The 23,374-nt window shown below is 47.7% G+C and carries 26 protein-coding genes; 20 read left to right on the top strand and 6 right to left on the bottom strand.

Annotated elements, in window-relative coordinates:
- Positions 1-54: 54 nt before the first annotated feature.
- The 3 genes from malQ to glgC form a co-directional block, all read right to left on the bottom strand.
- Positions 55-1,542, bottom strand: a complete 1,488-nt coding sequence (gene malQ, locus CEK71_RS02995) for a 4-alpha-glucanotransferase (RefSeq protein WP_232463752.1) — start codon at positions 1,540-1,542, stop codon at positions 55-57.
- A gap of 16 nt (positions 1,543-1,558) precedes the next feature.
- Complete coding sequence (locus tag CEK71_RS02990) at positions 1,559-3,208, bottom strand: glycoside hydrolase family 57 protein (protein ID WP_088617996.1); 1,650 nt, start codon at positions 3,206-3,208, stop codon at positions 1,559-1,561.
- A 209-nt stretch (positions 3,209-3,417) separates the two neighbouring features.
- Entirely contained in the window at positions 3,418-4,698 is a 1,281-nt protein-coding gene (gene glgC / locus CEK71_RS02985; RefSeq protein WP_088617995.1) for a glucose-1-phosphate adenylyltransferase, read from the bottom strand.
- 92 nt (positions 4,699-4,790) lie between these two features.
- Between glgC and glgB the strand changes: the two genes are divergently transcribed.
- From glgB to CEK71_RS02965, 4 genes are read left to right on the top strand one after another with little or no spacing between them, the layout of a single operon-like run.
- Positions 4,791-6,965 (top strand): 1,4-alpha-glucan branching protein GlgB, encoded by a 2,175-nt coding sequence (gene glgB / locus CEK71_RS02980; protein WP_088617994.1) that lies wholly within the window; start codon positions 4,791-4,793, stop codon positions 6,963-6,965.
- A 24-nt stretch (positions 6,966-6,989) separates the two neighbouring features.
- The gene (glgA, locus tag CEK71_RS02975) at positions 6,990-8,429 is read left to right on the top strand and encodes a glycogen synthase GlgA (RefSeq protein WP_088617993.1); all 1,440 of its coding nucleotides are present in this window, start codon (positions 6,990-6,992) and stop codon (positions 8,427-8,429) included.
- Between the two features lie 37 nt (positions 8,430-8,466).
- Entirely contained in the window at positions 8,467-9,039 is a 573-nt protein-coding gene (locus CEK71_RS02970; RefSeq protein ID WP_088617992.1) for a sigma-70 family RNA polymerase sigma factor, read from the top strand.
- 4 nt (positions 9,040-9,043) lie between these two features.
- Complete coding sequence (locus CEK71_RS02965; protein WP_088617991.1) at positions 9,044-9,286, top strand: zf-HC2 domain-containing protein; 243 nt, start codon at positions 9,044-9,046, stop codon at positions 9,284-9,286.
- Between the two features lie 70 nt (positions 9,287-9,356).
- On the opposite strand, the gene CEK71_RS02960 is transcribed toward CEK71_RS02965, so the two are convergent.
- Both CEK71_RS02960 and CEK71_RS02955 read right to left on the bottom strand, forming a co-directional pair.
- Positions 9,357-10,472 carry a hypothetical protein gene (locus CEK71_RS02960; protein ID WP_088617990.1) on the bottom strand — a complete coding sequence of 372 codons (1,116 nt, stop codon included), beginning with the start codon at positions 10,470-10,472 and terminating at the stop codon, positions 9,357-9,359.
- Between the two features lie 249 nt (positions 10,473-10,721).
- Positions 10,722-11,603 carry a LysR family transcriptional regulator gene (locus tag CEK71_RS02955; RefSeq protein ID WP_198328442.1) on the bottom strand — a complete coding sequence of 294 codons (882 nt, stop codon included), beginning with the start codon at positions 11,601-11,603 and terminating at the stop codon, positions 10,722-10,724.
- A gap of 165 nt (positions 11,604-11,768) precedes the next feature.
- Between CEK71_RS02955 and CEK71_RS02950 the strand changes: the two genes are divergently transcribed.
- From CEK71_RS02950 to CEK71_RS22395, 11 genes are all read left to right on the top strand, one after another.
- Entirely contained in the window at positions 11,769-12,488 is a 720-nt protein-coding gene (locus tag CEK71_RS02950) for a pirin family protein (protein ID WP_088617989.1), read from the top strand.
- Positions 12,489-12,494: 6 nt separating this feature from the next.
- The gene (locus tag CEK71_RS02945) at positions 12,495-13,073 is read left to right on the top strand and encodes an antibiotic biosynthesis monooxygenase (protein ID WP_088617988.1); all 579 of its coding nucleotides are present in this window, start codon (positions 12,495-12,497) and stop codon (positions 13,071-13,073) included.
- Between the two features lie 110 nt (positions 13,074-13,183).
- Positions 13,184-14,005 carry a helix-turn-helix transcriptional regulator gene (locus tag CEK71_RS02940; protein WP_088617987.1) on the top strand — a complete coding sequence of 274 codons (822 nt, stop codon included), beginning with the start codon at positions 13,184-13,186 and terminating at the stop codon, positions 14,003-14,005.
- 148 nt (positions 14,006-14,153) lie between these two features.
- Positions 14,154-14,819: a hydrolase gene (locus CEK71_RS02935; RefSeq protein WP_088617986.1), complete on the top strand. Its 666-nt coding sequence runs from the start codon at positions 14,154-14,156 to the stop codon at positions 14,817-14,819.
- A 171-nt stretch (positions 14,820-14,990) separates the two neighbouring features.
- Entirely contained in the window at positions 14,991-16,868 is a 1,878-nt protein-coding gene (locus CEK71_RS02930) for an amidohydrolase (RefSeq protein ID WP_088617985.1), read from the top strand.
- Between the two features lie 2 nt (positions 16,869-16,870).
- Entirely contained in the window at positions 16,871-17,212 is a 342-nt protein-coding gene (locus CEK71_RS02925; RefSeq protein ID WP_198328441.1) for a hypothetical protein, read from the top strand.
- A gap of 86 nt (positions 17,213-17,298) precedes the next feature.
- Positions 17,299-17,469, top strand: a complete 171-nt coding sequence (locus tag CEK71_RS02920) for an IS3 family transposase (protein ID WP_088617983.1) — start codon at positions 17,299-17,301, stop codon at positions 17,467-17,469.
- A gap of 49 nt (positions 17,470-17,518) precedes the next feature.
- The gene (locus CEK71_RS02915) at positions 17,519-17,845 is read left to right on the top strand and encodes a hypothetical protein (RefSeq protein WP_088617982.1); all 327 of its coding nucleotides are present in this window, start codon (positions 17,519-17,521) and stop codon (positions 17,843-17,845) included.
- Entirely contained in the window at positions 17,833-18,801 is a 969-nt protein-coding gene (locus tag CEK71_RS02910) for a hypothetical protein (protein ID WP_088617981.1), read from the top strand. Before CEK71_RS02915 ends, CEK71_RS02910 begins: the two co-directional genes overlap by 13 nt.
- Positions 18,802-19,097: 296 nt before the next feature.
- Positions 19,098-19,466 carry a hypothetical protein gene (locus CEK71_RS02905; protein WP_088617980.1) on the top strand — a complete coding sequence of 123 codons (369 nt, stop codon included), beginning with the start codon at positions 19,098-19,100 and terminating at the stop codon, positions 19,464-19,466.
- Positions 19,441-19,647 (top strand): hypothetical protein, encoded by a 207-nt coding sequence (locus CEK71_RS22395; protein ID WP_157678949.1) that lies wholly within the window; start codon positions 19,441-19,443, stop codon positions 19,645-19,647. Before CEK71_RS02905 ends, CEK71_RS22395 begins: the two co-directional genes overlap by 26 nt.
- On the opposite strand, the gene CEK71_RS23460 is transcribed toward CEK71_RS22395, so the two are convergent.
- Complete coding sequence (locus CEK71_RS23460) at positions 19,644-19,805, bottom strand: hypothetical protein (protein WP_232463751.1); 162 nt, start codon at positions 19,803-19,805, stop codon at positions 19,644-19,646. The genes CEK71_RS22395 and CEK71_RS23460 overlap by 4 nt on opposite strands.
- A gap of 78 nt (positions 19,806-19,883) precedes the next feature.
- Between CEK71_RS23460 and CEK71_RS22390 the strand changes: the two genes are divergently transcribed.
- The 5 genes from CEK71_RS22390 (at position 19,884) to CEK71_RS22385 (ending at position 23,106) form a co-directional block, all read left to right on the top strand.
- Positions 19,884-20,429, top strand: coding sequence for a hypothetical protein (locus CEK71_RS22390; protein ID WP_157678947.1), 546 nt, complete (start codon positions 19,884-19,886; stop codon positions 20,427-20,429).
- Between the two features lie 225 nt (positions 20,430-20,654).
- Positions 20,655-21,266, top strand: a complete 612-nt coding sequence (locus tag CEK71_RS02895) for a hypothetical protein (protein ID WP_088617979.1) — start codon at positions 20,655-20,657, stop codon at positions 21,264-21,266.
- A 220-nt stretch (positions 21,267-21,486) separates the two neighbouring features.
- Complete coding sequence (locus tag CEK71_RS02890; RefSeq protein ID WP_157678945.1) at positions 21,487-21,918, top strand: hypothetical protein; 432 nt, start codon at positions 21,487-21,489, stop codon at positions 21,916-21,918.
- Positions 21,919-22,122: 204 nt separating this feature from the next.
- Positions 22,123-22,584, top strand: a complete 462-nt coding sequence (locus tag CEK71_RS02885) for a hypothetical protein (protein ID WP_157678943.1) — start codon at positions 22,123-22,125, stop codon at positions 22,582-22,584.
- Between the two features lie 213 nt (positions 22,585-22,797).
- The gene (locus tag CEK71_RS22385) at positions 22,798-23,106 is read left to right on the top strand and encodes a hypothetical protein (protein ID WP_157678941.1); all 309 of its coding nucleotides are present in this window, start codon (positions 22,798-22,800) and stop codon (positions 23,104-23,106) included.
- The last annotated feature ends 268 nt before the right edge of the window (positions 23,107-23,374 follow it).

Raw genomic sequence — 23,374 nt, 5'->3', positions numbered from 1 at the left:
AATAAAGGCGGCACAAACACTGCCGGACAAATCTGGGGGCGACTTTCCCTATCCTTAATTGCGGTTAAACAACTCCACCAAATGCGCCAAGCGTGAAGCGCGTTCGGGCGATAACTGTTCCCAAGCGAAACGCCATTGCCAATTGCCGACGATGGTGCCGGGGGTGTTCATCCGGTGTTCAGTGCCCAATTCCAAAATATCTTGCATAGGGATAATCGCCAAGTTAGCGACCGAAGCCAAGGCGGCTTGGATCAATGCACAATGCAAGGTTGCCAAGGGGTTGCCCAAATATTCGTAAACATACTTCCTTTCATCGACATTTAACTGCTCCGCCCAACCTAAGGTCGTGTCGTTATCATGCGTACCTGTATACACCACACAATTTTTTTCATAATTATTCGGTAAATACGGGTTATCCGAGCCGCCGCCAAAGGCGAACTGTAAAATTTTCATGCCCGGCAACTGAAATTCGTCGCGCAAGGCAGTGACTTCATCGGTGATAATGCCCAAATCTTCGGCGACCAGCGGAATGGCCCCCAGTTCCGCCTTAATGGCGTTCAATAAGGCCTTGCCCGGCGCTTTGACCCATTCGCCCTGCTTCGCAGTCGGCTCAGAAGCGGGGATTTCCCACGCCGCTTCCAAACCCCTGAAATGGTCGATGCGTAAAATATCAAACTGCTCCAATTGGGTCTGCATCCGCTCTACCCACCAGTTAAAGCCGGTTTTTTTCAAGAACGTCCAGTTATAATGCGGATTGCCCCAGCGCTGGCCGTTTTCGGAAAAATAATCCGGCGGCACACCCGCCACCACCGACATCTCCCCATTATCGTCGAGCTTAAAGACATCGCGGTTCGCCCAGACATCGGCACTGTCATAAGAGACAAAGATAGGAATATCGCCGAACAGCAACACGCCCTTGGCGTTGGCATAGCTTTTTAATGCCATCCATTGGCGGAAAAATACATATTGCTCAAATTTTATGCAGTCAATCGTATGGCCTAAGCGGATCCGCACCTCTTTCAGAGCTTTGCTGTCGCGCTCTTTAAAATAATCCGGCCATTGGTTCCAGCATTGTTGGTTAAATTCCGTCCTTAAAGCCAAAAATAACGCGAAATCGTCCAACCAAAAGGCTTTGTCCTGACAAAACGCGGTAAAACCATCCTTATCTTGCGGCGTACCGCGCTCCATAAAACCGTTAAAGGCTTTCGTAACCAGACAGTTTTTGTTAAATTTATGGGTTCCCTGACACTCTTCGCAACGCTCGGACAAATCCAGCCAGCCTTGCCTGACCAGCCAATCGATATTAATTAGGTCGGGGTTGCCGGCATGGGCGGACAAACACTGGTAAGGCGACCCGTCGGCATGGGTCATCCCCAACGGCAGGGTTTGCCAGACGGTAATGCCGGCCTTATGGAGGAAATCGACAAAATAGTAGGCATCCTGACCCAAATCACCTTGGCGGCCTGCACCAGGCAAGGAGGTGATATGCAATAAGATGCCTGCACGGCGTTTGTTTAAGATATCGTTTTCTATAGCTTTCAATGTGGCGGGTCTCAAGTTAAAGTTCAACGCCTGGACGCATCGCTCCACCCATGGCTGGCGCACCGGAGCCTTGAGTGAATGACAGTGCCAGATAAGAAGGGGGTTGTTCGCCCAACAAACGGTATAAGTTAGCCAGATTCAAGCGAAAGTGTTTTTCAAAGTTACTGACGGCTTCGCCGGGATTATAATCGCCAAACCACCAAAACCAATCCGAGCCTTCGCAGACGGCGAGCTGGATTTCCGCCGCCTTAAGCTGCTTGGGGGACAGGCACTTACCTGCCACCGCTTGGTCAAAGGCGGCTTTGGCTTCGCCCAACATGTCCCAGCCGCGATTTTTATCGCTATCACCTATCCACGTCGAAAACGTACCATATACCCAACTGCCCGCCACCAATTTTGCCAAGGGCTTAACAACCGCCTTGGCCTTTAGGCATTCGGAAAAAGTGGCCAGTTCAATAGCAGGGTGTTGGCTCAGGTTTTTATATAAGGCGCTGAGAAAATGATAGCCGTTTTCGGGAAAATATTCCCACGCATTTTCACCGTCCATAATCACCGACACCACAGCATCGGCAGGTTGGGTGGCGGCGATGGTTTCCAAATGGCGGATAAAATCGGCGACTGCGTCATCGGCGTGCCATTTTGAATATTGGAAACCAATAAGATCGGATAAGCCGTCATCACGGAAAAAACAGGCAATGGCCGTTTTTTTTAATTTAAACGGATAATGGATGCAAGCAGGCACGGTATTTTCCGGCAAATGCAGGCTATTACGCAAGACGCTACCGCCGCTGGCCGTCCACTCGAAGCCAAAGTCGCCCAACACTTTTAAGGTTTGGGTGCTAATGCCACCTTCGGAGGGCCAACAACCTTTCGGCTTAAAGCCAAAAAAACGTTTGAAAACTTGTACACCTTTCTCAAGATGATAAGCGACCCGCTCTTCACCGCCCGGATAGGCCGCCAACTCCGGCATCAGGGCATTAGGCATAGCCTCTTGGGTAGTCTGCAAATCCAGCAACAACGGCATAATCGGGTGCGCATAAGGTGTCACCGACAATTCCAACTGGCCTTTTTTCACCAAGACTTTATAACGGCAAATAACATTGGCAAGCAGATCGCCAATAATTTCGACGATCTCTATCCGGTCATGCAAGGAATAGCCGGTATTTTTTTCAATCAGGCTTTTGACACGGCTGTCGCTCAATTTAACCGTTTCACCCATCCAAGCCAAATGGTACCAAACCAAAAAATCGCTCAAAAACTGGGAGTTGACATACATCAACGCATCATAATGCAGCTCAAGCCATTCCGCCATTTCCGCCAATTTTTTATACGCCGGATAGCGGTCGATTTGCCGTTCCCGATTGGCACGCAAACAGTCCCTAATCAATTTCAAACGCGCTTCTGAATTGGCCGGAATGCTGACATCGACCAGCGCCGCCAATAAGGGGTCGGTCATGGTCACCCGGTCATGCAAATAACTATTGACTTGCTTGGCGTATTCCTCAATCTGCTCCAACAGGATCGGCGCGAAATTGACCACCGCCTTCGCCGTAGGCACGGCTTCCAAATGCGCGACCATATCTACATAATCTTTAATGACATGCAGATAAGTCCATGGCAACTTAAATTCCCCTGTTTGCAAATCCCGATATTCAGGCTGGTGCATGTGCCAGCATAATACTAATTTCACAAAGCGTATCCTATTAAGTTAAGGGTAAATGCCGCACCTATCGGATTTTATGGCAATACATAATTTAAGCCAAGCTACCCACGCTTAGGCAGACGGGAGAGACCGCATATCCAAGGCAAAACACCCCACAACAGGGCTTTTTGCCGAGGTTATCCTGCCCATGCCTAAATGAATGCCGGACACGCCTATCTGACATAATGCAGGCGTTGCCCCAACATATCCGGCGTCACCAACACCACACCGCCCGCACTGACATGGAAGCGTTTTTCATCGGCTTCGCGGTCTTCACCGATAATCGTACCCTCCGGCACTTGGCAGCCCCTTTCAATAATGGCTTTGGTGATGCGGCAATGGCGGGCGATGTTGACTTCCGGCAACACGATGGTGTCTTGTAAGGTGGTATAGGAATTTACCCGCACGTTAGTAAATAATAAGGAGTGCCGGACGGTGGCGCCGGACACCACACAACCGCCAGATACCATAGAATCGACGGCTTGGCCACGGCGGTCATCGTCATCAAAAACGAATTTCGCAGGCGGCGTTTGCGCCTGATAAGTCCAGATCGGCCAGGTGTTGTCGTATAAGTTCAAGTTAGGGTTAACGCCAATCAGTTCCATATTGGCCGCCCAATAGGCATCAATCGTACCGACATCGCGCCAGTAACTCTGTTCGCCGCTTTGTAAGTCTAAGAACGGATAAGCATTGACGATGTATTTGTCAATCACTGATGGGATAATGTCCTTGCCAAAATCATGGGACGAGCCGCGGGTGTCGGCATCTTTGAGCAATTGCTCAAACAGGAAGCTGGCATTGAAAATATAAATGCCCATCGACGCCAACGCGGTGTCGGTACGCCCCGGCATGACCGGCGGATGTTCGGGCTTTTCGACAAAAGCGCGTACCCGGCGGTTAGTGTCGACATCCATCACCCCGAAAGCCGTGGCATCTTCCAAGGACACTTCGATGCAACCGATGGTCAGGTCGGCGTTCTTTTCCACATGGTCGACCAGCATCGCGCCGTAATCCATTTTGTAAATATGGTCGCCGGCCAATACTAAAATATATTCGGGCTTGCGGGTTCTAAGGATGTCGATATTCTGGAAAATGGCATCCGCCGTGCCTTTATACCAAGAATCTTCATCATGGCGCTGTTGGGCGGGCATCAGGTCGACATATTCGCCAAATTCGCCGCGTAAAAACCCCCAGCCTTGTTGGATATGCCTAATCAGCGAATCGGCCTTGTATTGGGTCAGGACACCGATTTTACGGATACCGGAATTGACGCAATTGGACAACGGAAAATCGACGATGCGGAACTTGCCGCCAAAGGGTACGGCAGGCTTGGCACGCCAATCCGTCATATTCATTAACCTTGACCCACGCCCACCCGCTAAAATCAAGGCAATCGTATTTCGGGTTAAATGCTGGATGTTCAGGTCATGCTTTTTGGGGGTCGGTGCCGACATTTTTCATCTCCGAGTGGAATAGATTCACAAGAATTGTTTTATTTTGGTAACATTTGCGCAACCATTATTCTACTAAATCGAGGCAAAGCAAAGTGAAAAAGCAATCAACCAGTACGCTTGACGCTGATTCGTTAAAAATCATAGCCGCCAAACATCATGACCCCTTTTCCGTATTGGGCCGCCATACCGTTAATAACCAAACAATTATAAAAGCTTACTTGCCTTACGCGGAAACGGTCAGCTTTAAAGACAACGGCGCGGGCCTGACCCGAATCAGCGGCACAGACTTCTTTGTCTACACCGACACCGACCAAGTTCTGCCCGTCCACTATTGCCTATCTTGGGTGGACAAAGACGGCGATAGCCATGAAATGTACGACCCTTATACTTTTGCCCCGCAATTGCCTGCGTTTGACCAACACCTATTTGCCGAAGGCAAGCACTGGCACATTTATCAAAAATTGGGCGGCCACTTGCGCACCATTGACGGTATCGACGGTGTGCTGTTTGCCGTTTGGGCGCCCAATGCCGGACGCATTAGCGTCGTCGGCGACTTTAACCGCTGGGATGGCCGTTGTAATCCGATGCGCAGCTTAGGCGGTAGCGGCATCTGGGAAATTTTCATCCCTGGCCTGACCGTGGGCTGTTTGTACAAATTTGAAATCCTCAATGCCAAAACCCACCAATTATTATTAAAAACCGACCCTTACGCGCAACAGTTTGAGTTCCGCCCCAGCACCTCGTCGATTATCGTTGACGAAACCGAATTTGCTTGGCAAGACCAGCAATGGCTAGCCGATCGCGCCGCTTACGACTGGCTGCACGAACCTATCGCCATTTACGAAGTGCATCTGGGGTCTTGGCAACGCGACGAACAAGGCAACTTCCTCAACTATCGGGTGCTGGCGGAACAACTGATCGGCTATGTACAAAAAATGGGCTTTACCCATATCGAACTGCTGCCCATCACCGAACATCCCCTGGATGCCTCATGGGGCTATCAAACCACGGGGTATTTCGCCCCGACCAGTCGCCACGGCACACCCGATGATTTCCGTTATTTTATCGACCAATGCCACCAACACGGCATTGGGGTTATCCTCGACTGGGTACCTGCGCATTTCCCTAAAGATGCGTTTGCCTTGGCGCGTTTTGACGGCAGCGCCTTATACGAACATGAAGACCCACGCAAAGGCGAACATCGCGATTGGGGCACATTAATCTACAATTACGGGCGCAACGAAGTCAGAAACTTCCTGCTGGCCAGCGCCATGTTCTGGCTAGAAGAATTCCATCTGGACGGCTTACGCGTCGACGCGGTCGCCTCCATGCTGTACTTGGATTATTCGCGCAAGCATAACGACTGGATACCCAACAAATACGGCGGCAACGAAAACCTGGAAGCGATTGACTTTATCAGGGAACTGAATGCGGTGATGCACGAACAGCACCCCGGCGCGGTGGTCATGGCCGAAGAATCGACCGCTTGGCCGCAAGTTACCCGCCCGACTTGGACAGGTGGCTTAGGTTTCTCGATGAAATGGAATATGGGCTGGATGCACGATACCTTGGCCTATATGAGCTTGGATCCTATCCACCGGATGCACCACCATGACCAACTGACCTTCGGCCTGCTGTATGCGTTTACCGAGAACTTCGCCCTGCCCTTCTCCCATGACGAAGTGGTGCATGGCAAAGGTTCGTTGTTAAACAAAATGCCCGGCGACGAATGGCAGCGCTTTGCCAACCTGCGCCTGCTGTATACCCTGATGTACACCTATCCCGGCAAAAAATTGCTGTTTATGGGCTGTGAATTTGCTCAAGGCACCGAATGGAGCTTCAATAAAACCCTGGATTGGTATGTCTTAGAATACCCCTACCACCAAGGCATTCAGACTTTAGTTAAAGATCTGAACAACCTGTATAAAAACCAACCGGCACTCTACAAGCACGATTTTGATTATTTGGGTTTTGAGTGGATCGATTGCCATGATGTCCAACAATCCATCATCAGTTTCCGGCGTAAAGATGGCGACGACGAATTGTGCGTCGTTTTAAATTTCACACCCGTTACCCGCCACGATTACCGGATTGGCGTACCGAAAGAAGGCGTTTATACGGAAATCTTCAATTCCGATTCGACTTATTATGCGGGTACGAACGCCGGCAATGGCGCGGTGACCTCGGAACCGAAACCGTGGATGAATTTGCCGCATTCGATCAACTTAACCTTACCCCCCTTAGGAGGCGTGATCTTAAAGCTGTAAGCCGATCACCTAAAGGAAGCCATAATGAAAAAAATATTATTTGTTACCAGTGAAGCACATCCTTTGATTAAAACCGGAGGTCTTGCCGATGTGTCTGGTAGCTTACCTAAAGCCTTGGCGGAACTGGCGCAAGACGTGCGCATTATCATGCCAAACTATCAGGCACTTAAGCTCACCGGCGATGTCCACAACATCTTTTCGTTACGCGTCGATAACCGCCAGATCAATATATTGGCAACCCAATTGCCGGATAGCACTATTCCGGTCTGGTTGGTTGATTGTCCTGAGTTTTACAATTACCCAGGCAACCCTTACACCGACGAAAACGGCAACCCGTGGCCGAATAACGCCGAACGCTTCGCGCTGTTTTGCCGGATTGCGGTAATCTGCGCCTTGGATAAAATCGGCCAAAATTGGTGGCCCGATATTGTCCACTGCAACGACTGGCAAAGCGGCTTGGTACCCGCGCTGTTATCGCTGGAAAAACACCGCCCGGCTACGGTGTTTACCATTCACAACCTGGCCTACCAAGGGCTGTTTTCCGCCAGCCGCATGGTCACGCTGAACATCCCAGGACAATTGTGGAACCCCGAAGGCTTGGAGTTCCACAACATGCTGTCCTTTATCAAAGGCGGCCTAGCGTTTGCCGATTGCATCACCACCGTCAGCCCCACTTACGCCCAAGAAATCCAAACCGCCGCCTTCGGTTACGGCTTGGAAGGCTTATTGCGCTACCGCAAAGAGGCCTTGGTCGGCATTATTAACGGCATTGACACCCAGCAATGGAATGCCGAAACCGACGGCTATATCCCGCAACGCTACAATGCCGACACCCTGCAAGATAAAGTCCATAATAAAACCGCCCTGCAACAGCGTGTTGGCCTGCCCATTAACGGCCAAGTGCCGTTATTCGGCCTGATTAGCCGCTTGGTCGAACAAAAAGGCATCGATATGGTGCTGGATTGTCTGCCGGAAATGCTTACTATGCCCATGCAGTTTGTGTTGCTGGGCAGTGGCGATAAAACCTTTGAACAGCGTTTACAGGCTCTGGCAGCCGCCAACCCGGATAAAATCGCCGTCACCTTAGGCTATGATGAAGGCTTGGCGCATCTGATTGAAGCGGGAGCCGATATGTTCCTTATGCCGTCACGGTTTGAGCCCTGCGGCTTGAACCAGATGTACAGCCAACGCTACGGCACTATCCCGCTGGTCAGAAAAACCGGCGGCTTGGCGGATACTGTCATAGACACCTCTGCGACAAGCCTTGCCGACGGCACCGCCAGCGGCCTTGTCTTTAACGAAGCGAATGCAGGGGCGTTACTGGAAGCCATCAAACGGTCGCTACTGCTCTACCATCTACCCGAACAATGGCGGCAAATGCAGGTCAACGCCATGGGCAAAGACTTTACCTGGCGGCACAGTGCCGAAGAGTATCTGCAAGTGTATGCCAAATTGCAGCCTTAATAGCAAACTAAACCAACAACAGGCTTAACGGACAGTTATGCAAGCAACCAGCGACCCGGCCAAATGGCTTGACGAATACGGCGACGCACTCTACCGTTATGCCCTGTTACAGCTACGTTCGGAGCCCTTAGCCGAAGATATGGTACAGGAAACGCTGCTGGCGGCTTGGCAGTCGTTTGCCCAATTCAATGGGCAATCTTCTGTCAAGACCTGGCTAATCGGTATTCTGAAACATAAAATCATCGACCATTTCCGCAAATACCGCCACGAACGCGACAGCGAATCGCTGGACAATTTCGACGATGATGACGCTTTGTTAGCCCATTCTTTCGATGCCGACGGCCATTGGAAAATTCCGCTGATTAACTGGGGCACACCCGATAAAGCCCTCACCGACGAGCAGTTCTGGCAGGTGTTTTACCGTTGTCTGGCGCGTTTGCCGCAAGACATGGCGGATTTATTTATTTTACGCACCGTAGACGGCTTATCCAGTGAAGAATGCTGTAAGCTTTTGGCAATAGCCACGACTAACCAATTGTGTGTCGCGTTATCGCGCACCCGCCTGAAACTCAGGCAATGCCTGGAAGCCCAATGGTTCGACCGAGGATAAGACGATGCCTAGCTGCAAACAAATGACCCAACTGCTCTCCGACAGCCTAGAAACCCGCCTGCCTTGGCCAAAACGCTCGGCCATGCGCCTGCATTTGCTCATTTGCGCCACCTGCCGCCGCTACCGCCGCCATTTGTTGTTCATGCAAAAAATCATCACCGACCATAACCCCCGGCTCACGGCCTTATCCGACACGGCCAAACAGCGCATTAAAGACAATTTGGCGCAGTTGAAAGATAAGCCATAAGTAAGCGCGGCATTTAGCGTTATCTTGCCATTTATGCAGTGCTTTCACGGTATTTTGGCATACACAGGACTTACTTATTTTTAAATTGCAGCCTAAAATCCGTGTTTCTCATACCCGCACTAAATCCATAGCGGATTGCTGACCCGTATTCCCCAACATAAGCAGTTCTACCGTAGTATTTCCGAAGGATCACAGAAGCATCAATCTCCATTTTGCGGGGTGGGTTTCGCCACATCGGCCAAGCGTCGTTAATACTGGTCATCACCTGCAACCAAGCCCGATATGACAGGTAAGATGAGCGGGCGTGTATATTTTCTGGATTTCTGGGTGTGTTTCCTGGAATAAGGTTCCCCATAGCATCAGTAACCCAAAACTCTTTTTCGGGCGGAAAGCGCCTGAACCCATAGTCTTTGCAGTAAAACAACTCTACATTTTGCCAGGGTGTAGTACGGAACGTAAAAAACACATTCTCATCCACATATGTGTACCAGAGATATGTCATCGGGTCTTCGCCCCGATCTGAAGCCGGTTCAAGTTTTGCCGGAAATAAGTAAGTGCCTTTATCTTCCCGTTCGAGAAACGGCACCGATCCTTGAAATCCGCAAATAGGCGCTTTGGCGCTCAAATAAGGAATGAATAAAGGTGCGTCCCTCTCAAACATCAGTTCCGCCTTGACGGCAGGTAATTCGACATCCGAATAACGCCAACGCCCAGGTGTCGTTTTGTCAAGGGGATAAACGTACGGCTCAGCAATCGGATAATTTTTTAATTGTTCGGGAGTCTTGCTTTTCCCAGCGAGAAAAAGACGTTTTAACTTCGGCTCCCAACAGCCGCTACGCCAACCACCCGTTATGATCAAAGACCCCCAAAGCGCATTGAGCACAAATTCAGGCCAGCATGAAAGGGCATCAAGCAAGAAATCGTCTAAGCGGCGCCAATGGCTGTAAGCCGGTGGCACCGAAAATACGTCCCCATAGTCCATCTCAATACGGCCACCAGAAGAACAGTTTTCGCGAAAAATCGAAATATGTACGGGTTGCTGTAGCTCGGCATCGGAGTAGACGCATTTCAAGTCCAAGTTTGGCGTTAGGCTATATCCAGATATAACAGCCAATCTCTGACCCGTAAGGTAGTTTGTTATTTCGATTGGCGTTTCGCCGTACTCAAACCAGCCATATCGTTTCATTGTTAGCATCACTTCTCTCAAGATATTCTTAAAATAAAATTACACGAACGTCAGGTAATTGTAACAGGATTTTTTATGTGCCGCTTTTCCTAAGTAAACAGATCAGACGGACACCGCGCTTGAGATTCACGCAGTTGACTCCTAACTGATGTTACTCAAACATATTCTCCGATTAAAAAACTGTCGCGATAGCAGCTTATTGCCACATTTTTCAATATTGCAAAAATAACGGCGTAAAATCAGTGACCATTACAGTAATGGGCGATTTAATTTTTTATACCACCAATTGGCGGCTTCGCCGTTATCGCCGGAGCGCGTAGCCAACCACAAAGGTTCCGGTTGCCGTGGTTCTTCAAGCGTCACAGCAACCAGCGTACCGTCTTGCAGGTCTTGCGCAACCAGCACTTTGGGCAAAAACCCCACACCCAATCCGGCGCGTTGGAATTGCCGTTTCATTTCGATGTTTGCCACGGTAATCCGCTGTTGCCCTGACAACAACCCGATAGTTTTGGCGGGTAACGACCGTGCACTATCGGCAACGGCAATAGCCGTAAAAGCGTGTAAAGCATCTTGCGGAACCGGTTGCTTGGTATGCGCCAACGGGTGGTTGGGCGCGACACAAAAAATAAATTCCACAGTGTCAATCTGTTTGATTTGGTAACCGCCCCAACTCGGACAATCACCGACAGCAATAATCAAATCAGCCCGCCCTTCGCGTAAAGCTTCCCAAACTCCGGTCATCTCTTCCGAAGTAATCCGCAACCTAGTTCCGCATTCCAGCGCGGCAAAAGCCTGTAAATCGTCAATCAAGAGCGTACTGGGCAGCAGTGAGTCATAGACAATTCTCAGCTCGGATTCAAACCCTGAGGCTATTTTATAAAGCCTGTTTTCCAAATCGGCAACCGCCCGCAATAGCCAACGCCCTTCTTGCAATAGCTCGATACCCGCCGCCGTTAACGTCACTTTAGGGCCGTTGCGGTCAAAGAGCTTAAGGTTCAGTTGCTCTTCCAACTTGCCGACCGCATAGGAAATTGTAGACGGCACGCGATGCAACAAATCCGCCGCACCCGACATCGAACCGGTACGGTCGATCGCATCAATAACCTGAATAGCTTCCAGCGATAATTTCATAATGGCCTCAAATCTACTTTCGAAAAAATCGAATATAAAAAGCAAATTAACTCGTTATAAATAACACGAACTAAGGATTATCATATATTCACTCGCTTAAAAGCAGAACATCATAAAGCAAAAGACCTGCAAACATTCATTCGATAATTTACAAGGAATCAGACCATGATTGAAGTCCGCCCCGCCCAACACCGAGGTATCGCCCGTTTTGACTGGCTGTTCTCGCGGCACACATTTTCTTTTGGCAACTATTACGATCCTAAACAAAGCGGTTTTTCCGATTTGTTGGTGATTAATGAAGACATTGTCCAAGCCGGCAAAGGTTTTGACACCCATAGACACCGCGATATGGAAATCTTCACTTATGTGATCGATGGTGCGCTGGAACATAAAGATTCGATGGGTACCGGCTCAATCATCGAAGTGGGTGATGTCCAGCTCATGACCGCCGGAACGGGCGTTGCCCATAGCGAATTTAACCATTCGCCAACCGAGTTAGTCCATTTCCTGCAAATTTGGCTAGTGCCTAATAAAAAAAGCGTTCAGCCACGTTATCAGCAACGCCATTTTAGCCGTGCCGATAAACAAGGCCAGTTACGTTTGCTAATGTCACCCGACGGTGATGCAGAGGCGTTAGCCGTTTATCAAGATGTCCGGGTCTATGCGGGGTGTTTCGGTGCCGGCGAACAGGCACAGTTAACGTTGGCGGATGACCGCTATGCCTATGTCCATGTCGTACGGGGTTCGTTGACGGTGAATGGCACAGCACTAAACGCTGGCGATGGTGCGCGTATACGCAATGAAAGCCAAATTGACCTACAACAAGGTCATAATGCCGAAGTCCTGGTGTTTGATTTACGCCCACAAGAACAACCTGGTCGCTAGCCCATTATGGACACGTCAACTCAAGCCACGCCCAACAATGAACAAGTGTTTTTTGTCATCCGCCATCGGCTGAAAAAAGGCAAAGGCAAACTCGAAAAATATGAGGACTGGTTAACGAAAATCGTCCCTAAGGCGGCGACATTTCCCGGACATTTAGGGGTGCAAATCGTCCGTCCGCCGGAAGGGCACAATGAATACCTGATTGTGGTGCGTTTTGCCAGCATTCATGATCTGCAATTCTGGCAGCAATCACCAGAACGCAAGGCCTTGATTAAGGAAATCGCCGCTATTTTGGATAGTGAAGAGGCGATTGATATAAAAACCGGCATTGATTACTGGTTCACCCCGCCGACGGTCGGCAGACATCCGCGCCGTTGGAAACAGTGGCTGGTAACGACTTCGGTGATCTGGCCTTTGACGATGTATGTGCCGCCAGCAATGGAACCTTTGTTTGTAAAGTATCCGCAGTTAGGTGAATTTGGCACACGTCAAGGCGTATTGGCTTTAGTGATTGTCGGCTTGGTGGTTTACATCATCATGCCGATCTATGTCCGGCTGATTGCCAAATGGTTTTTTAAAAGCTAAAAGCAATCCCATACGCCCTACCTTGCCACCTAATGGTGAGGCCTTTTCACAACGATAAACCAATGAATCACTTCATCAATCCTTAAACGACCCGGCATAGGCTAACCAACATGGGACAAGCTAGCAGTAAAATTGTAAACTGGCAAATTGATGGCTGCCATTTTTCACGGTTTGACATATCGCCTGATAAGCCCGTTTTATTAGAAAAAATCTTTCATGATGAAATGGTCATTATTGGCTTTTCAGGAGCCGTTTGGAAAAGCCACCAAAATGGTCAAAACTATCTTGAAACGCCCAATTATCTCGTGATGCGCGATGCCGGACAAATATTTTCTTTAGCATCGGCTTTTATCAGCGCGGACGGAGCAACCTGCCGGGAAATTAAAGTTAGTCCGCCCCGCCTTAAAGAATTATGCCAACACTATCAGATAAATAAGTGTTTTTTGGATTTTAAAAATCCCATTATCGATAACTTACCTTTACGCAATCAATTTGCTTATATGCATGGCACGATAGAAACTAGCCATTGCAACCTCGAAAAAACAACTTGCTTGGCCCTATTTTTAAATCAATTTTTTCAGCATGTCACAGCGAGAACATTGAATTGCCCCTATCAACTGGCCCCTTCTAAAGTCAAGGTCGCCATTGAGTATTTGCGGACTTCCTACGGTAAAAACATCTCACTGACAGAACTTTCAGAAATAACAGAAACCAACCCTTTTGTACTGTTGAGAAATTTTCAGAAAAGCTTAGGAGTTACCCCCCATGAATATCTGCAAGCGTATCGGATCATTCAAGCGAGAAAACTCATTTCAATTGGTATTGCCTTAACGGATGTCGCCATGTTATGCGGTTTTTCCGATCAGAGCCACCTGACCCGTGTATTTAAAAGAAAAGTCGGCGTAACGCCAGGCCAATTTGTAATCATTTAATGCCGCTTGGCCAATAAAATTTAATTTACTGAAATATATAGCTATTTAAATAAAGTCAATATTGTTCAATACGCAAGCAAGCCAACCTGCTTTAATGAAGTTCAGTAATTGTTACTGACTTACTAACCGTAATTCACAGGAAAAGACAATGAGCGCAGCAACCGAAAAACTGATTACCCCCGATAATTGTGCATTTTTGTTTATCGACCACCAGCCACAAATGGCTTTTGGCGTGACCAATATCGACCGCCAATTACTCAAAAATAACACGATTGCCATGGCAAAAACGGCTAAGCTGTTCAATATTCCGACTATTTTGACCGCCGTCGAAACCGAATCTTTCAGTGGCTATATCTGGCCGGAATTAATGGATGTGTTACAACAAGACCCGATTGAGCGCACCAGCATGAATAGCTGGGAAGATGAAGCTTTTGTTGCCGCCGTTAAACAAACCGGACGTAAAAAACTGGTCATCGCCGCGTTATGGACAGAAGCTTGCCTCATCTTCCCCACCATCTGCGCACTTGCCGAAGGCTATGAAGTCATTATGAATACGGATGCTTCCGGCGGCACTTCTGTAGAAGCGCATAACGCCGCGATTAGACGGGGCGAACAACATGGCGCCGAATCCATTACCTCACTGCAAGTCCTTTTGGAACTGCAACGCGATTGGAGCCGGACAGAAACCTATGTCGGCACGACTGATATTGCGCGTGAACATTTTGGCGCTTATGGCATGGGTATCGACTATGCGGCCAGCATGGTGCATGACTATGGCCAACGTGCGAAATACCTTCATAAAGTCAATAAGTAAAGCGCGTCGGGAAGGCAACCTTTCTTTTATGAATGCCACATAAGTACCCATGCTACCTATGTTCCGATTTGTTTAAATCAGACAGGCGTACAAACCTCGGTTTGTACGCCTAAAAATAGCTAGGCACTTATATTGAATGACATAGCCGTAAACCATTGAGGTATCTAGCAGATGAAACTCACAAGCCCAGAAACCATTTTATTTAATGGCAAAATCACCACGCTGGATGCTCAGCAACCGGAAGTCACCGCACTTGCCATAGCCGCAGGAAAAATCATTGCGATGGGCTCTGATCTGGATATTCAGGCTTTAGCCACAGAGTTGACCCTGGCCATTGACTTGCAGGGTAAACGTGTTGTTCCCGGCTTAAATGACTCGCATCTGCATTTGATTCGCGGCGGCCTGAATTACAACATGGAACTGCGTTGGGAAGGTGTCGGCAGCGTCGCGGATGCGCTGGCGATGCTGCAATTGCAAGCGGCAAGAACGCCTGCGCCACAATGGGTACGGGTAGTCGGCGGCTGGAGCGAATTCCAGTTTAAAGAAAAGCGAATGCCGACTTTGGCGGAAATCAATGCCGTTTCGCCTGACACCCCCGTGTTTATCTTACATCTTTATGACCGGGCTTTATTGAACGGCGCGGCATTGCGTGCCGCAGGCATCACCAAAGACACGCCTGATCCCGTCGGCGGCAAAATTCAGCGCGATACAAACGGCAATCCCACGGGTATGTTGATTGCCGAACCCAATGCCATGATTTTGTACTCAACACTCGCCAAAGGCCCAAAGTTACCGCTAAGCGACCAAATCAATTCCACCCGCCATTTTATGCGCGAGCTCAATCGCTTAGGCGTAACCAGTTGCATTGATGCGGGCGGCGGTTTCCAGAATTACCCGGAAGACTATCAAGTCATCGAAAAACTGCATGACGATGGCCAAATGACCGTGCGTATCGCTTATAACTTGTTTACCCAAAACATGGGCAATGAATTGGCAGATTTTCAAAAATGGGCCGATATCGTTAAACCCTATAGTGGCGACGGTTATTTCCGTCAAAATGGTGCGGGTGAGATGCTGGCATTTTCTGCCGCCGATTTCGAGGATTTTTTACAACCCCGCCCCGATATGGCGGCAAGAATGGAAAAAGACTTGGGCGATGTCGTCCGCTTTCTGGTGGAAAACCGTTGGCCATTCCGATTACATGCGACTTATGACGAAACCATAGGGCGGGCACTGGACGTATTCGAGTCAATTAACCAAGACACCCGTTTCGATGATTTGCGTTGGTTTTTCGACCATGCCGAAACCGTCAGCGAAAAAAACATGGCACGCATTAAAAAACTCGGTGGCGGCATTGCCGTACAGCACCGCATGGCTTTTCAAGGCGAATATTTCGTTGACCGCTACGGCAAAAAGGCCGCTGAACAGTCTCCGCCTATCCGTAAAATGTTAGAAATGGGTATTCCGGTTGGCGGCGGTACTGATGCCACCCGTGTTGCCAGCTTTAATCCGTGGGTTTCGTTGTATTGGTTGGTAACAGGCAAAACGGTTGGCGGGTTGTCGCTCTATAGCGAAAACAATTGTCTGGAACGCGAAGAAGCCTTACGGTTATGGACAGCAGGCAGCGCCTACAAATCGAATGAAGAATCGGTAAAAGGCACGCTATCGCCTGGTATGTATGCCGATCTGGTGGTGACTTCCAGTGACTTTATGACCATCCCCGATGCCGCCATCAAAGCCCTGACCTCGGTGCTGACAATGGTAAACGGTAAGATTGTCTATGCTGCCGATGCGTTTAGTCAGTTTGATGCCCCCCTCCCCCCTATCAGCCCCGATTGGTCACCTGTACGCCATTTTGGCGGTTATCAATCGCCGGAAACACATTATGCCCTGCACGCAAATGCCTGCATAGCATCTTCCTGTGCCGTTCATGGTAACCATAAGGGGCATGACGGCAAACTCTCCCGGTGGTTAGGTCTTGATAGCACAGAAAAACAGCCTCAGTTTGAAAACCCATGGGCCATGGGTTGCGGGTGTTTTGCTTATTAAGCATGCTAAATCCTCATACAAAGCCAATGAAACCAGCCCTGCTGCTTCTTGCCTCATTGCTGCTTAGCCCGGCGGGTTCGGCACAAGAATCCGAACCCGCATTTAATAGCAACCGCTGGCAAGAAAACTATCAATATCTCGCCAAGCAACCCCGAAAAAATGTTTATGACAACTTCAAATATCTGCCGTTGTTGTCTGACCGGGATGATGTTTATTTATCATTAGGCGGCAATTTTCGGGAACGCCTGAATAGCTACAACAACGATTTATTTGGCTTGAAACCGCACAATGATGGCCAAGTATTTCGTAAGCGTGCGTCCCTACCACGTTGCCTTTTCAGGTAAAGTTTGTTTAATCGCCGTTATTTGTTCGGGGGTCAAAGGCAACAATTCATCAATGCGGCTATTCGGCCACACGGGCAGTTTTTCTAATGAGCCTAAAGCACGAGCAATTGAACTACGAAAGGTTCAAGACAAAAGAAGCCGCAAAACTAAGCATTATTGATTATTTCGCTTTTTATAACGGCAGACGTTCGCATTCGACATTGGGCTATAAAACCCCTTTGGAATTTGAGCGGGAATTTTACAGCAAGGTTGCCTAAGAAAGTGTCCGGTTTTTGTTGACCATTACAGCTGTTTTCAGAACGCGCCGTGGAAGCCCTGCGGCTTGCCGAGTCGGGGCGGCTGTTTCCGGTGGAACTGCAAGGACGTACGGAAAAGTTTTTTTGGTATTGGTCGACGACCATTATTGATGGCTTGGACAATACGCTAACTAAGCGTCACGGCTCTTTAGTGATGGAACCCGTATTTTTGCCTGAACGCGTCGGCGATGCGGAAATATTTACCGTGCCTGATGACCAAAGGACGCAAGTCCGTTTATATGTCAACGACGTTTTTAAGGAACGGATCAGGAAAGCAAAACTGAAAGGTTTCCTGTTGCAGCGGAAAGAATTCGACCCCAAACCATGGAAAAGCTAAACATAATCGATCTGGCATGGGATGACTTAAAACGACCCGATCTGGCCGGATGGCTAGCTTCATTGAGGGGGGAGGACATCCGGGTTTTGCGTTTGCGCTTTACCGCATTGCCGTGGACTTCCTACCTGCTCTGTGCGCCCAAAGGGCATATAGTCGGTATGCACAACAAGTTGCTGTCTTCCACACATCAGCGTTGGCGGATGGCTTTTGTTAGCCCTCAAAATATCACCGACGCTTTTGTAAAAGAACATCAATCCTGGGGCATAAAGCTGGCCAAAATTCCGTTAAATTTTTACGCTTATGGCAGCGGGGATGCGGCGGAACCCGCCGTATCCAGAATTGGCTGGAAAGTCGAGCCTTTATGCGAATTATTATTTGAGCCTTATCTGGTGCCACAAACCGAGGAGTGCGAGGCTATTTTTTTGGCGAGGCTGGAATGGGCGGCGGACAGCCTGGGCTGGTTCTTCATCCGCCCTTTTCCTGAGGAACAAATAGACGACCAAGCCCTTTATTCACCTTCCTCGCTTGATTATCAGCTATTTGAGTCACCACCGCGCCAATTTGAAGAGTCCTGCCTGCTATTGGCCAACGCGATTGAAGATGTCGAAAATGGCGTGTTTATGGACAAGGATGCCTTACAATGCGCCACCAGTTACAAAGGGCGGTGTGTGTTTTCTGTCGGTAGTTATACCGGTGAGCGCATCGCCGCCTTGCGGGCAAGATTGGTCCGGTTACTGGGATGGCCTTTATTTTACGATTGGGCCACTGAAGATTTAAAAAGTGCCAAGCAGTTGTATATAAAAGAGCGGCATCCTTATCCGCGCGAGATAAAATACAATGTGGTGGAAGAGCTGGAAGCCTATTTGGCGGCATGTGACGTGCGTTATCCGATACTGAAATCTGACCCTTTCTTGGAGGTTTGGCAAGCGAAAAGGATGCCGACCCGTCCTCTGTAAGGGGAACGCGCCATAATGATGTGGCAACAGTCAGGCAGGTGCTGATTGTTTTATTTCTGGTAAGCTATAGAAACTAAAAAAATCAATGGCTCTGCGTACAGTGTTAAATCTAACTTGGACAAAACCTTAGACCAATTTGAAAAGCACAATCCAGGTAAACCAGTTCGCATAGTATTGGATGGCCGGGGCAGTCTGACTTGGGAGACTTTTCAAAAAGGCTGGAATAAAGTGCAGGCTTTCCGAAGAGAGCGTATTGACAAAGTAATGATAATACTTGAGTATGGTAATATTTCCCCATGGCCATGATTAATTATGACCCACATGATAGCGATTATGTGGAAATTCTGGCGGCATTGCCCAGTAATCACCTCCTCGCTTTGCTACAGGAAGTATTTAGGCTACGCGATTATAAGCTTGCCCACACTGAATTTGAAGTAAGACGCTGGTTTGTTGTAGAGCATAGTGGCATTTTAGATCGCAATACAGGCTATTTAAAAGCGGAATATTTACTGGATCCTGAATATTTGGCATTGCCGCTGACTGTTTTTACTAATGAGACCGAGTTTTTGCAGAATGGCATTTGTATTGAATGCGGTTTGGATCTGACGTGTTCTGAAAAATTAGCTTTATGTCCATTTTGTGGAACTGTTACAGAGTGTACTTAAGCAAAGGAAAAGGAACCCCAAACACTTCAAGCTAACCACCGAAGACGGCACTGCCTACTACCTCACCGAAGGCGTGGGTCTCGACAACGTCCAAGACCCGTTCGGCAACACCCTGACCTACAGCAAAAACGGCATCGTCCACAGCGCCGGCCCCAGTGTCGCCTTCCAGCGCGACGGCTAAGGCCGCACGACCCCCAAGGCCAAAGCCTCCAACATAGCTACAACCCCCAAGGCGAACTCGCCGCCCACACCGACCCGCGCGGCGTTACCACCGCCAGCCAAGACCGCCTCACCGAAATCAAAAGAGAAAATGATTGTTACTACTCCCGGAAGCATCACTTATGAGATCATTATTGGCGTTCCAAATGTTAGTGGCCAAATGGGTCGACTTTATCACCTACTTCAGGTTTTTTAAATATGCTCTGGTTAACGCTAATCAATTATGTTGGTACATCAAGATGTTTAGTAAAAAGTAATTTAGAAAGTCCTTATATATTTTCTATTCAGCTTGATGATTGTGATGATAAAATGGATGCTCAAGTGTCTATTTCGTATGATTTTTTAATTGCAGGTTTAGATACACATCACTATTTACAGTTATCCTTGCTTTCAGGTAAGCTTTGTTCAATAAATGGGCTGCTAATTAATAAAGAGCAATGCAGTATTTGGAAATCCTACTATTCTGATATTGGAATTGAATCATCACAGTTTCCCATTTTCTCACTTACTCCTATTAGGGGAGGTGAGGAGCCAATAATTAATAACGCTACAATTACTCAGAAGGTAAATATTTCGATACATTTATACATTGATACGGTTGTTATTTCATTCAGTATGCTAAGCGCTTTTAAATGGCATAAGGTTTCAAATGAATTTACCATATCAACATCAAAAAATGGTGCCTTAGCAGAGTTAATTTTTCATGGTAATTTAGCGCAGTATATTTTTTCAAAATTAAACTAAACATTAATTATTTTGAAATTTTTAGTTTTTGTTTGGCAAGTAAGTTAGGGTCGTCTGCTTTGAAAGCCGTAAGACTTTTTCATCCGAATTTATGGGCGTTTTAGTCAACAGGTGGTCAGCTAGGTATATTGATTCTGGTTCAGGAGGGCAATGATGGAATCCGTTGAATAAGAAATGGGTTCACCATTCAACTGCGCCCGACGATAATTTAAATGGGATAATTAGATGAAATCATTTGAAGAAGTCAATACCTGCAAAGAGCTGATATATTTAATTCGTCAACGTTACCAGATGTGGGTTGAGGAAAGGGTATGCTCGTTATATGGGTTTATCTGTGGTTTTTCCGTAGCGCGTAGTGAGTTAGATTTCGGGCATGTAAGGGAGTTTTCAGCTTTTGTGGCAAATAACTTCGCAGACTCAAAGGAGGCAATATCTTTGGTAAGGCATATCGAAAATCATGCGTCTTCTAAAATCAGCGAAATCCCCCTGTTTTTTGAGCTTTACGAACAGTTTCTCGGAATTGTTCCCTTAGAACAGGAATTTTTCTTTATCGAAGAATCCGACAGGATATTGTGTGATAAGGAGAAGTTTGAAAGTGGCAGTCCCGTTTATGTTCCATCCCCGCATTATCTGACTTTAGTTGAATTAGAATCTTGGGGAACATTTTTGTTTTTTCTAAACGAGCATCATAAACGCTACTATGAGCTTTGCGTGGAATCAAAAGAATACGGTGAGCGATTTGCCGTTCGCTCGTTTTCAGCGAAATCAAATCGTACGCCAGATAAAAATAAAGTACTCCCCGTTTTAATGGGCGAGGTAGCCGATATGCAGCGTTAGCGGAATACGGGATTTGCAACCCCATAATTCCCAATTCCGAAAACCTGTAATAAAGCGTCAAATCCGTCCCAACGGTAGCCAGGCCAATTTAAGCTCTGCTTCAGTCCCATCGGCAACCGCAAAGTCACAGTCACCCCTGCCAGAAACGCTTTGTTGCCTACAACGACCCTGATGCACCGCCTTCATGGCATCGCCGCTCAACGTCAAATTCGTCGCAATCATGGAAAATAATATTATTGTTTGTAAAATGGGTGAAGCTGAGGCATCTCTAGCTTTGATAAAAATTATTGAACTAGCTGGGCTTGGTGAGTGGCGTATTTACGAGCCATGCTATTTGGGCACTGAAACAGAGTATGAATATGAAAGCCATCTCCATTTTGATGAAAATAATATCGAGTATTTTTCTGTTTCATCGCGGGCGTTTAAAAAATTGCTAGAAGGTAAGTGTATAGGATTTGATTGGACGGATATTTATTTCTTCAAGAATAAAGGCGATAATTTATGTGGCGTAATATGTCAGTGTATTGACTGTGTTGTATGGATATTTAGGACAAATATAAATTGCATTAGTGTTTTTATGAAAAGTAGTTTAAGTAACTATTCTGACATTAAGATATCGCAAGAACACCGCCCAAAATATCAATTAAGCTAGCATTCCTGCTCATAAACTTTTCCTATCGCGGATTTATCAAAACAAACAATCACTTTTCGCGTGTGGCGAGGGTATTGATAAAGTAGCCTGCATACAGAAGGATGGCTTTAGCCCAGAATCCAGATTTATTGCTTTAGGAATACCTGGAGCTAAAAGCTTTTATACAGACCGTTCTGGAAACGTTCATTTTAAATGAGAATAAGCATGTTAAGGTTCATGATTTTTCATACCCCAAATTATTTTCAATTTTATATCCAAGATCGGCAATCTGTGGATGATTTACAAGGCAATCACGATGAAATGTTAAAAAACGGTTTTGGTTGCGGGGAAGGGATTGTCCTTGTGTCTGTAAGCAGCGAATACTCACAAATTCCCATTACGGTTGAGTTTGACCATAACGCCCCCGAACCCCATGATTTTGCCAAATGGGACCGTGTTATCGAATGTTCTCTGGCAATCCAATCTGAGGACATTGTGTTTGTGGGTTGTCCGGGCGGGCCTGATACCGACTGTTTTTGCGCACTTGAGACCGGCCCCGGCCATTATCGCCTCAGAATCTATTATGGCGGTCAAGATACGCTACAACTGGACGGCGAGACTAATGATTATTATAGGGTGCAAATATGGCCCGACGAGCAACAAGACAGCCGGGTTTTGAAGCCTTAATGTTATTGCTTGTCTTGGCCTGCTTTATTTTTTTAAGGCCCACCTCAAAATCAAGCAAAATGCTGATGATGTCATGTTATAAATCCGTGGGGTGGTCTGGATAATAAAGCGCGGGGCAACTGCGAAGCGCAAGCAAAAGCAAAAGCCATTCGATAGCGGCTCTAAGGGGGTAAGGTGATAAACCGAAGTGAAGTGCTAAGCTATTTACAAAATATGAACGAAGTTGAGTTTGTCAGGCTGTTTTATGAAGCCGTTCGTCCACGCCGCATAGAGTATGTTGATGAAACTGATGGCAGGGAAGTCGTTGAAGAGGCATTGGTTATTTCTGAGGTGATATTTGTGGATGCTGGCGATGATTCAACGGGAGTTCAAGTTGTCGCCTTGCCTCCAAGTGACTATAAAGCCGTATCAAATGATACTTTATGCCAAAGCGGGCGATGTGAGCGTTGCCAAGCTTTTGTGGTCGGTTTTATCAGGCAAGGGATTTGCCCTATTTGCCTGAGCGAGGTATGGATGACATGAGCAACCAAAATCAAGGCTTCGGTTGGAGTGTCACCACTAGAACGCCTCATAACGCAGTAAAGCGCATTCCATAGGGCGCAATAGAGTGAGCATCTATTTCCACGATTATATAGTGAACCTATAAAACCTTGACAGGCGCGCCAGGATTTTTCGCGAAAGCTAAAATGGGATCCATCCGATTTTAGCGGCGAAAAATTTTCCTGGCGATTATTGCCTTCGGCTGCCCGCCTTCGTCCTGCTCCGGCCGCGATACACAACTCCCCTTCGG

Source organism: Methylovulum psychrotolerans (genome assembly GCF_002209385.1).
Lineage (GTDB): Bacteria > Pseudomonadota > Gammaproteobacteria > Methylococcales > Methylomonadaceae > Methylovulum > Methylovulum psychrotolerans.
The sequence above is the reverse complement of the archived record's forward strand: the minus strand, read 5'-3'. Positions and strand labels throughout refer to the sequence as shown.

Excerpts from the sequence above, each read along its gene's own strand:
- CEK71_RS02960 (WP_088617990.1), bottom strand. The coding sequence starts at position 10,472 with ATGAAACGATATGGCTGGTTTGAGTACGGCGAAACGCCAATCGAAATA.
- CEK71_RS02890 (WP_157678945.1), top strand. The coding sequence starts at position 21,487 with ATGGAAAATAATATTATTGTTTGTAAAATGGGTGAAGCTGAGGCATCT.
- CEK71_RS22390 (WP_157678947.1), top strand. The coding sequence starts at position 19,884 with ATGCTCTGGTTAACGCTAATCAATTATGTTGGTACATCAAGATGTTTA.
- CEK71_RS02990 (WP_088617996.1), bottom strand. The coding sequence starts at position 3,208 with ATGCACCAGCCTGAATATCGGGATTTGCAAACAGGGGAATTTAAGTTG.
- glgC (WP_088617995.1), bottom strand. The coding sequence starts at position 4,698 with ATGTCGGCACCGACCCCCAAAAAGCATGACCTGAACATCCAGCATTTA.
- CEK71_RS02950 (WP_088617989.1), top strand. The coding sequence starts at position 11,769 with ATGATTGAAGTCCGCCCCGCCCAACACCGAGGTATCGCCCGTTTTGAC.
- CEK71_RS02910 (WP_088617981.1), top strand. The coding sequence starts at position 17,833 with ATGGAAAAGCTAAACATAATCGATCTGGCATGGGATGACTTAAAACGA.
- CEK71_RS02920 (WP_088617983.1), top strand. The coding sequence starts at position 17,299 with ATGAGCCTAAAGCACGAGCAATTGAACTACGAAAGGTTCAAGACAAAA.
- CEK71_RS02895 (WP_088617979.1), top strand. The coding sequence starts at position 20,655 with ATGAAATCATTTGAAGAAGTCAATACCTGCAAAGAGCTGATATATTTA.
- CEK71_RS02935 (WP_088617986.1), top strand. The coding sequence starts at position 14,154 with ATGAGCGCAGCAACCGAAAAACTGATTACCCCCGATAATTGTGCATTT.
- CEK71_RS02945 (WP_088617988.1), top strand. The coding sequence starts at position 12,495 with ATGGACACGTCAACTCAAGCCACGCCCAACAATGAACAAGTGTTTTTT.
- CEK71_RS02885 (WP_157678943.1), top strand. The coding sequence starts at position 22,123 with ATGTTAAGGTTCATGATTTTTCATACCCCAAATTATTTTCAATTTTAT.
- CEK71_RS02930 (WP_088617985.1), top strand. The coding sequence starts at position 14,991 with ATGAAACTCACAAGCCCAGAAACCATTTTATTTAATGGCAAAATCACC.
- CEK71_RS02940 (WP_088617987.1), top strand. The coding sequence starts at position 13,184 with ATGGGACAAGCTAGCAGTAAAATTGTAAACTGGCAAATTGATGGCTGC.
- CEK71_RS02955 (WP_198328442.1), bottom strand. The coding sequence starts at position 11,603 with ATGAAATTATCGCTGGAAGCTATTCAGGTTATTGATGCGATCGACCGT.
- glgA (WP_088617993.1), top strand. The coding sequence starts at position 6,990 with ATGAAAAAAATATTATTTGTTACCAGTGAAGCACATCCTTTGATTAAA.
- CEK71_RS02965 (WP_088617991.1), top strand. The coding sequence starts at position 9,044 with ATGCCTAGCTGCAAACAAATGACCCAACTGCTCTCCGACAGCCTAGAA.
- CEK71_RS02905 (WP_088617980.1), top strand. The coding sequence starts at position 19,098 with ATGGCCATGATTAATTATGACCCACATGATAGCGATTATGTGGAAATT.
- CEK71_RS22385 (WP_157678941.1), top strand. The coding sequence starts at position 22,798 with ATGAACGAAGTTGAGTTTGTCAGGCTGTTTTATGAAGCCGTTCGTCCA.
- CEK71_RS02925 (WP_198328441.1), top strand. The coding sequence starts at position 16,871 with ATGCTAAATCCTCATACAAAGCCAATGAAACCAGCCCTGCTGCTTCTT.
- CEK71_RS02970 (WP_088617992.1), top strand. The coding sequence starts at position 8,467 with ATGCAAGCAACCAGCGACCCGGCCAAATGGCTTGACGAATACGGCGAC.